7 protein-coding genes are annotated in these 8,729 nt (G+C 41.3%); all 7 read right to left on the bottom strand.

All coding sequences use genetic code 11. From position 1 onward, the window contains the following. Positions 1 to 221 precede the first annotated feature (221 nt). Positions 222 to 1,157 (bottom strand): nucleotidyltransferase family protein, encoded by a 936-nt coding sequence (locus DWZ33_RS12235; RefSeq protein WP_244925876.1) that lies wholly within the window; start codon positions 1,155 to 1,157, stop codon positions 222 to 224. Between the two features lie 154 nt (positions 1,158 to 1,311). After that, complete coding sequence (locus DWZ33_RS12230; protein WP_118455006.1) at positions 1,312 to 1,455, bottom strand: hypothetical protein; 144 nt, start codon at positions 1,453 to 1,455, stop codon at positions 1,312 to 1,314. A 119-nt stretch (positions 1,456 to 1,574) separates the two neighbouring features. Next, positions 1,575 to 2,249 carry a manganese catalase family protein gene (locus DWZ33_RS12225; protein ID WP_118455005.1) on the bottom strand — a complete coding sequence of 225 codons (675 nt, stop codon included), beginning with the start codon at positions 2,247 to 2,249 and terminating at the stop codon, positions 1,575 to 1,577. 92 nt (positions 2,250 to 2,341) lie between these two features. After that, a complete protein-coding gene (locus tag DWZ33_RS12220) occupies positions 2,342 to 4,894 on the bottom strand; it encodes an ATP-dependent Clp protease ATP-binding subunit (RefSeq protein ID WP_118455004.1) in 2,553 nt (850 codons plus the stop codon). A 192-nt stretch (positions 4,895 to 5,086) separates the two neighbouring features. Further along, on the bottom strand, positions 5,087 to 5,659 hold the full coding sequence (locus DWZ33_RS12215) for a nitroreductase family protein (protein WP_118455003.1): 573 nt from the start codon (positions 5,657 to 5,659) through the stop codon (positions 5,087 to 5,089). 122 nt (positions 5,660 to 5,781) lie between these two features. Beyond that, positions 5,782 to 7,239, bottom strand: a complete 1,458-nt coding sequence (locus DWZ33_RS12210; protein ID WP_118455002.1) for a hypothetical protein — start codon at positions 7,237 to 7,239, stop codon at positions 5,782 to 5,784. A gap of 202 nt (positions 7,240 to 7,441) precedes the next feature. Beyond that, positions 7,442 to 8,707, bottom strand: a complete 1,266-nt coding sequence (locus tag DWZ33_RS12205; RefSeq protein WP_022938263.1) for a cation:proton antiporter — start codon at positions 8,705 to 8,707, stop codon at positions 7,442 to 7,444. Positions 8,708 to 8,729 lie beyond the last annotated feature (22 nt).

The following is an 8,729-nucleotide window of genomic DNA, read 5'->3' as shown; positions in this document are numbered from 1 at the left end:
AGATTCGATTGATACAAAGGAAACTAGGTGATGCTTAGGTTGAATTTAATGATTAAATAGATTGTTTTTTGTTACTCATAGTATACCATATTCACAAGATGATTTCATCTGTTTTTTGTAATTTTTTAGATACCTTTTCATGATGAGATATTAAACCTTTGATGCTTGAAAATGCAATTTCCTATAATACAAAAAAACTACCGCATTTGCGATAGTTTAGATTATTTCCAAAGCGGCTGTGGGTAGCGGCCCTGATCAATCAGTGATCGGATACCGGCTTTAACCCCTTCCTTGTCTTCCTGATAAGTAACGCCATACCATTTGTCGCGGCTTGACATCATGACTACATCAGCGGCTTCTTCTCGAAGCAGTTCACCAACGACATTAGGAATATACATCTCACTCTTCAAAGGATTGGCAGGTACAGCATCAGCCATGAAGGCATCAAAACGATGCTCGATTTCCTCAATGATATCTGGTGTAAAGGCCCACATATTCATTGATACAAGCGTATCCTCCGGCAGTGTATGCCATTCATTATCCAGATAGTATTCAATCTTATCATTGCGTTTTTCAATTCTGGTACGCTCAACAACATTCACCAGCTTGCCGTCCTTAACCACACATTGACCACGGGCAACACTGCCGTTTTCAGTAATCGTATTGCGCAGCAGATAGCCAACCATGCCATAATGATGGCTTTTAGCTTCATTATTTAAGAATGCATATAGATCTTTAAAACAGGACTGCCCATAATAATCATCCGCATTAATAACCGCAAAAGGGCCGTCTAATACCTCTTTGCAGCACCAAAGCGCATGGGCGGTTCCCCACGGTTTCACGCGGCCGGCAGGAACCTCATAATCTTTTGGTAAATGATGAAGATCCTGGAATACATATTCCACTTCAACATGAGCTGCCAGCTTATTGCCGATTGCTTCTTTGAAGTCAGCTTCAATTTCTTTTTTAATGATAAAAACAACTCGGTCAAAGCCTGCCTGAATTGCATCATAAACGGATAATTCTAAAATAATTTCACCATTAGGACCAATGGGATCAATTTGTTTCAGCCCGCCGTACCGGCTGCCCATACCAGCTGCTAATACAACTAACGTAGTTTTACTCATCCTATCAATTGCATGAGAGTTCGATCTCATACAGCTCCTTTCTAAATCTCTGTCTTTAGTTTATCGTGAACCGTACAGAATGTAAAGGCTAAAAATCGAATGTGAAGATTAAGAAATGTTTATTTCCTTATAGTATATGAAGACAGCCGGCGGATCTTTCATACCTAGTATAAAGTTTTTATAATTAAGCCTTAAAAAGCGGACTGATATAAAACCCCTCTGCATTGATTAAGCAGCCATCGATCCATTGATTCTTGACCATTTTGCCGTCACTGCCAAGATAGTACCAGCGGCCATTGCTTGATGCCAGCCAGCAGCTGACACGCATCTTACCCTCTTCGTCAAGATAATACCGATCCCTCAGGTAAATTTTCCAGTCACAGCATATCAAAAGGAAGCATTACTTTCATTTATACAATGAATTTAACACTTCCTTATTTCATTTATTTATCTTTTCTTCTTGCGATCAATCTTAACTGCTTCTGGATCTGGGTCATCAAAGTAACGGCCCGGTTTAGACAAATCAAAATATAAACGGCTGTCCTCACTCATACCGAAATTCTTATTGCTGCCATCATCAGTGATCTTATTTAACGCTTCACAGAATAGTGCGTTATGCGCTTCTTCACGTTCCAATAAGAACATAATTGTTTCCTTGACATATTTATCATCAATCTGACGATATAAGTATTCATACACGACCTTAGCACGCTGTTCACTGGCAATATCGGCCAATAAATCGGCGGCCAAATCACCCGTAACAGTTACATAATCAGCTGTCCATGGATTACCGCTTGAGTTGACCAAAGCAGGATTCAGACCATAGGTAACCATCGTTTCAATTTCTCCGACACCTACCTTTTTATAATCTACATCACCGCCGTTAAGCAGATTAATCGTTTCCGCTACCATTTCCATATGACTTAATTCTTCGGTACCAATATCCAAAAATAAATCTTTAAATACCGGATCATTGGCACGGAAGCTTTGAGATAAATACTGCATTGCCGCTTTCAGTTCACCATTACAGCCGCCTAACTGCTCCTGCATCAATACCGCATACTGTGGATTAGGTTTTTCTACTCTTACTTTATGTAATAACTTCTTCTCATGTTTAAACATAATTGTTCCTCACTTTCTATCAGTAGTATGGAGCAATTCATTAAAATCATGAAAAAAAGCAGATAAATATAGCTATTTATCCGCTCATATATTTAATGCTTGGCAGTAATCGTATAAGCGCCGTCCACACAGTCAATGACGCATGTTTCATCCTTATCAACTGCACCCTCGACAATCTTTCTGGCAATTAAAGTTTCAATATTTCTTTGAATATACCGCTTCATCGGACGAGCGCCATAAACTGGGTCAACACCCTGCGTTGCGATTTCCTTGTAAACGGCATCGGTAACCTCAAGATGAATATCCTTGGCAGCCAAACGCTGGGCAAGCTGATTCATGAACTTATGGGCAATCTTACTCATCATGTCATCATTTAACGCATTGAATACGACAATCTCATCGATACGATTAATAAATTCAGGTTTGAAGTAACGCTTTACTTCTTCCATGTATTTCTCATTTCGATGCTCCGCATCAAACGCGAATTGTGAACCAAGATTGCTTGTCATAATCAATAAAGTATTCTTGAAATCAACAGTTACACCTTTGGAATCCGTGATTCGTCCATCATCAAGAATCTGCAGCAGTACATTAAAGACATCCGGATGTGCCTTTTCAACCTCATCAAACAAAATGATTGAGTATGGATTGCGGCGAACTGCTTCCGTCAGCTGACCGCCTTCATCATAACCGACATATCCCGGAGGCGCGCCAATCAGACGGGCGACGCTGTGTTTCTCCATATATTCACTCATATCGATACGCACGATATGAGATTCACTGTCAAATAATTGTTCAGCTAAGGCTTTTGCTACCTCTGTCTTACCAACACCGGTAGGACCTAGGAACAAGAAACTGCCGATCGGCCGATTCTCATCCTGAATTTGTGCTTTTGAACGAATGATTGCATCACTGACTAATTCCAGTGCCTCATCCTGACCAACTACCCGCTGACGCAACGCATCTTCAAGATGCAGAAGCTTTGTCCGCTCACTCTCAACCAGTTTGCTGACTTCAACGCCGCTCCAACGTGATACGACCTTCGCAATCATTTCTTCATTTACGGTTTCCTGAATCAAGGCATCATTCTTAATTGCATCGCTGGCTTCCTGAATCTTCTTTTCCAAGGCTGGAATTGTTGAGTATTGAAGCTTTGCCGCTTCTTCATAACGAGCTTCATTCTGAGCCCGTTCAAGATCAAGCTTTGCTCGCTCTAATTCAACCTTATCCTGTTTGCTGGCTTCAAGATCACGTTTTTCATCCATCCATTTTGTATATAAAACATCTTTTTGCTGTTTCAATTCCTTTAATTCATTTTGAATTTCAACAAGACGTTCCTGAGCTTTTTTATCATTTTCCTGCTTTAATGCCGTCTCCTCAATTTCCAGCTGCATGATTTTACGCATTAATTCATCCAGCTCCTGCGGCATTGAATCCATTTCAACTCTTAACATTGCGCACGCTTCATCAACCAAGTCAATGGCCTTATCCGGCAGGAAGCGATCGGTGATATAACGATTGCTTAATACAGCGCTGGCTATGATTGCTTCATCAAGAATCTTAACACCGTGATAGCTTTCAAAACGATCCTTTAAACCTCGCAGAATAGAGATGGTATCTTCTACACTTGGTTCAGCAACCGTAACCTTTTGGAAACGGCGCTCCAAGGCAGCATCTTTTTCAATATATTTACGGTACTCATTAAAAGTAGTCGCACCGATACATCTTAATTCACCGCGGGCCAGCATTGGCTTCAGTAAGTTTGCGGCATCCATTGAGCCCTCCGTCTTACCGGCACCCACCAAGTTGTGAATCTCATCGATAAATAAGATAATACCGCCTTCAGCATTCTTAACTTCCTCAAGGACAGCTTTCAGACGCTCTTCAAATTCACCTCTATATTTAGCCCCGGCAATCAAGGCACCCATATCCAATTCAATCAGTTTCTTATCCTTTAATGATAAAGGTACATCACCCTTCATAATACGCCAGGCAATACCTTCGACAATGGCCGTTTTACCAACGCCAGGTTCACCAATCAAAACCGGGTTATTCTTTGTTTTGCGTGATAAAATCTGAATCACACGGCGGATTTCTTCATCACGGCCAATTACCGGATCAATCTTTCCATCCTGCACATCCTTAACGAGATCACGTCCGTATTTAGCCAATGCTTCAATGTTGTTTTCACTTGTTTGTGTATCCATTTTCTTCCCCCCTCTGCGTGTAATTTCTTCATTCTCCAACTGTGAAAGATTAATTCTAAGCTCTTTCACCAGCTGTTTGGATATCGTTGATCGATTTCTTAATAAGGCAAAGAAGAAGCTGGCTGTACTCATATAGCTTTCCTGATGAGCCTCACTCCATTTCTCCGCTTCCATAATACTCTCATTGACCGTACTGCTGATGCGCGGTTCAGAACTGTCACTGACCGCCGCTACCCGCAGCATTTCATTGTCAATTATATTTAATGCCTGCTGCTTATTGATATTGACACGTTTAAACAAACCATCAAGCACATCATTCTCAAAAATCGCTTTTAAACATTCGACAGTATCTATCATCGGATGTTTATAGGATTTTGCGATATTGATGGCATTCATGAGTATTGTTTGTAAACTTTCTGAACATTGATTGAAATCCATAATATCGTCCTCCTTTTTAGCACTCTATCTAATCGATTGCTAATAGTAGTATAACACATATTTTAGCACTGTCAACATTTAAGTGCTAAAAAGTTTAACTTTTTTAATTTCACTTTGGCAAAAAGTACAAATTACGCGTTATTCAAAACATATAAAAAGGAAACCCTTTTAAAGATTTCCTGCTCACAAAATTTATCTGCGAATCAACACCCTTTGATTAATATCTTCCTTAGGCTTAGCCATTGCTTCAGTACCAATGCCGCCAAATGGCATCTGCGCGATCAGCTTATATTGCTTAGGCAAAGCAAACAGTTCATGAACCTGCTCATCGATGATTGGATTGTAATGCTGCAAAGAGGCGCCAATACCTAATTCACGCAGACCGCTCCAAAGGCTGAGCTGCAGCATTCCGCTGGCTTGATTCGCCCAAACTGGGAAATTATCAGCATATAAAGGAAATTGCTGCTGCATTGTCTCAATGACCTGCTGATCGTAAAAATACAGGATCGTACCGGCACCAGCTTTGAAGCTGTCAATCTTTTCCCTGCTGATTTTACCATTAAATGCTTCATATATCATATCCCATAATTGATCATGCTGTTCATTGAGCGCCACAACAATAATGGAGCTTTTCATGTTATATGCATCGGGTACCAATTCAGTGATTTCTTTAATCTGTTCAATGATTGTTTCTTCACTGACAGGCAGTATTTTATTTATATGATAATAGCTTCGGCGCTGTTTTAATGATTCTGTGATATTCATAAGATCCTCCTTTTGGCATGAGCCTTCATGTATCTTCATTATGTTCCCTATATTTATAAACAACAAGGCAAATGCTCATTAAAGAGAAAAAATCAGCGGCTAGGATGCGCTGATTCATTGATTTAATTTGCCTGCGTCGTTTTCAGTTCACAACCGCCCCATTCCACGACTGTAAAGCCATGACGGATAAATGGTTCGACTGCCATTTCTTCTACATCAATTGGCTCATTCAATGCTTGATAAACCATGAATATCCGTAAAACACTATCAGGCTCTGGATCAATAGTCAAACGGGCATGATCAGTGTAGTCTGCCTGCTGAAAAGTAATCAAGTTATACGCGTTGTCAGCAAGCTGCGGCAGCCAGTATACGATAAATTCATTATACTCCTTGGGCAGCAGTCCCATTTGACTTAATACGTTCTGCAGAAACTCTGCACTGTCCTCACCCTTAACCACAAAGCCCTTTGACATATCATATTCATTATGATCAAACCCTTCCCAGAACAGATAAGAATATTCATGATCATCTACAAGAAGCGTACCGTCGGGATTGGCAATCCCCTGCCAGCCATCCTTATAAGCCGGGTATGTCGTGGTTAACTGGCCGTCATAATCAATGGATACCTTAAAGTTAACCGGCACCTGCGGGTAGAGATAAATAACCGGCTTCATAGCGGCTCCCCTGTTATCACTGCTGCGGCATTCCAGCCACATTGCCGTGATTTCCACCATGCCGTCATTGTCCTCAATTAAATGCCGCTGATCGTATTCGACAACAACCTCATCACCAAGCATATAATCTTCATTACGCGCCTCACTAATCAATTCATCACTTGGCAAATTGACCTTAAACATAGTCTTCATGGCAAAGCCTGAAACATTATTGCGCAGGGTGCCGATAAAATAATTATCACTGATTTCTGTAATTCGGATATGTGCCGTTTGATAAGGGGTTGCTTGAACATCGATTGGAGCAGCTGTGGTAGTTACGATTTCATCCATCGCATTATAAACATCAATCATCAGGTAATAATGGGCTGATACCAGTTCGGGATAATCCTCTGCCATGATCTCTCCGTCCAACTGTCCATTGAAAGCAACTCGCTCATTTTGATCGTCAACGGCATTAATACGTTTGCCGCCGCTAGCCACTAAATAAGGCTTACCAGCATACAAATCGGCTGCCTTTTGTTGTGATGAAAGTGTGTAATTCAACCCAATCTGCCCCTCAAAATAAAGTGTATCATCAACTGTCTTCAGCTGTAACGGTTGTTTTCCCTTGTTTTCAATCACATCATCCTTACGCAGCGTGTAATATCTCGCGTTCTTTGCCAAAGGGGCATTGCTGGTTATTGTCAGCCAATCATTGATTTCATACTGTGAGCCATCTTCAACCGTAACCTGAAGCAAGTGGCCGCCATTCATCACCAGCTGCAATTTATTCTGGTTTACTTGGGCGATAACCCCGCTGATTTCTGTTTGTTCCTGATTGATGATTTCCTCTTGAACCGGCTCATTCAAGGCAGGTTTGCAGCCAGCAATAATTAATGATAATAGAAGCAATGCTGATTTTCTCATAGGACACCTCCGTTCATGGTCTTCATTTTCCTATCCTCATCATAGCATACAATAACGATTATTTATAGAGACAGAATTATAAATAAGCAGATGTCCTATGCTGCATAAAATGAAATCCTTGATGTTCCGGTAAAAAAAGCACGCCCTTTTCTTAGTGAATTGGGTGTGCTTATTAAGGGCTTTTCACAGCTCCTTTTATTGATTAAGATTTATGCGGTACACTTTTTGGCAATACAATATTCTTATGCATATCCGCTTCTTTCTCACTGCCTGGTATCGAATGTGACAGGTGAAGTGAAAGCTTAGCACAGGCAGGTCCAACCATTTCATAGAGAACACTGCTTGACAGAATAATGGTTGTCAGTAAGGTTCCATATTGAGGCGGCAGCAGACGCTGTCCTAATGCAGCAAGCCCAATTGAGACACCAGCCTGCGGTATCAGAGCCAAGCCCAGATAGTTGGTAATGCTTGGTTCCGCTTGAGTAAGCTTGCCGCCAAGGTAGGAGCCGATATACTTACCAACAATTCTGATAAAGAAATACGCTACGCCAATAATTCCCGCATCTTTTAATGAACTCAGATTCAGGCGCATGCCGCTGCAGACAAAGAATAATGTCAGAATCGGCGGTGTGAAGTTATTCAGCTGATCAAAAAGCCGTTGATTCTTAGAGAAGTTTATATAGCTTGCCCCCAGACACATACAGCATAACAGCGGTGATACATTAATAGCCGTACAGATACCGCTTAAAGTCAAAATAACAATAACCGACAGAATTAATGTAGAATCTTCACTGCGCTCCTCAGTTATGATTCGTTTCAATACATACCCGCCGACGATGCCTAAACCGACAGCCGCCAGATTCAGCAGCACCGGCTCAATAACCACCGATGCTGAGAAGACACCCGTATCCATCGCTTGTACCACAGCCATGCACGCACTGAAGGTTAATAGTGCGACAGCATCATCAAGTGCCGTTACCTGTAAGATCATATTCACAAAGTTTCCTTTTGCCTTATATTGACGGATTGTCATAATGGTAGATGCCGGTGCGGTTGCACATCCGATAGCACCCAATAATAAAGAAAAAGGAAGTGAAAGATGAAAAATAAAATACATTACCAAGGTAACAATAATTGCCGCCCCAAGTGCTTCCATAATTGTGATAATCACCATTTGCCGGCCATTGGAACGCAAAATCTTAAGATTAAAGAAACGCCCTGCCTGAAATGCAATAAAGGCCAACGCAATATCCGTTATCACATCAAAGCGTGCTACGGTTTCTGATGAAATCAGCTGCAGAACCGATGGGCCAATCAGAATACCAGCCAGCAGATACCCAGTCACATAAGGAAGATGGAGCTTCTTACTCAATCGGCTCATCAGATATCCGGCAGACAGCAGCAAGGCCACCTCAAGAATCAGATTTGATTGAATCGCAGCATTCGCAGCCAATAGAAATTGATTCATTTTATCCCTCCTTACACAATTG

Source organism: Dielma fastidiosa (assembly GCF_003475485.1).
Classification (GTDB): domain Bacteria; phylum Bacillota_I; class Bacilli_A; order Erysipelotrichales; family Erysipelotrichaceae; genus Dielma; species Dielma fastidiosa.
This window is presented reverse-complemented; position numbering and strand designations above follow the sequence as displayed.

What these genes read in the sequence shown, in the direction of transcription:
- DWZ33_RS12235 (WP_244925876.1), bottom strand. Translation starts at nt 1,157, where the DNA reads ATGAGATCGAACTCTCATGCAATTGATAGGATGAGTAAAACTACGTTA.
- DWZ33_RS12230 (WP_118455006.1), bottom strand. Translation starts at nt 1,455, where the DNA reads ATGCGTGTCAGCTGCTGGCTGGCATCAAGCAATGGCCGCTGGTACTAT.
- DWZ33_RS12225 (WP_118455005.1), bottom strand. Translation starts at nt 2,249, where the DNA reads ATGTTTAAACATGAGAAGAAGTTATTACATAAAGTAAGAGTAGAAAAA.
- DWZ33_RS12220 (WP_118455004.1), bottom strand. Translation starts at nt 4,894, where the DNA reads ATGGATTTCAATCAATGTTCAGAAAGTTTACAAACAATACTCATGAAT.
- DWZ33_RS12215 (WP_118455003.1), bottom strand. Translation starts at nt 5,659, where the DNA reads ATGAATATCACAGAATCATTAAAACAGCGCCGAAGCTATTATCATATA.
- DWZ33_RS12210 (WP_118455002.1), bottom strand. Translation starts at nt 7,239, where the DNA reads ATGAGAAAATCAGCATTGCTTCTATTATCATTAATTATTGCTGGCTGC.
- DWZ33_RS12205 (WP_022938263.1), bottom strand. Translation starts at nt 8,707, where the DNA reads ATGAATCAATTTCTATTGGCTGCGAATGCTGCGATTCAATCAAATCTG.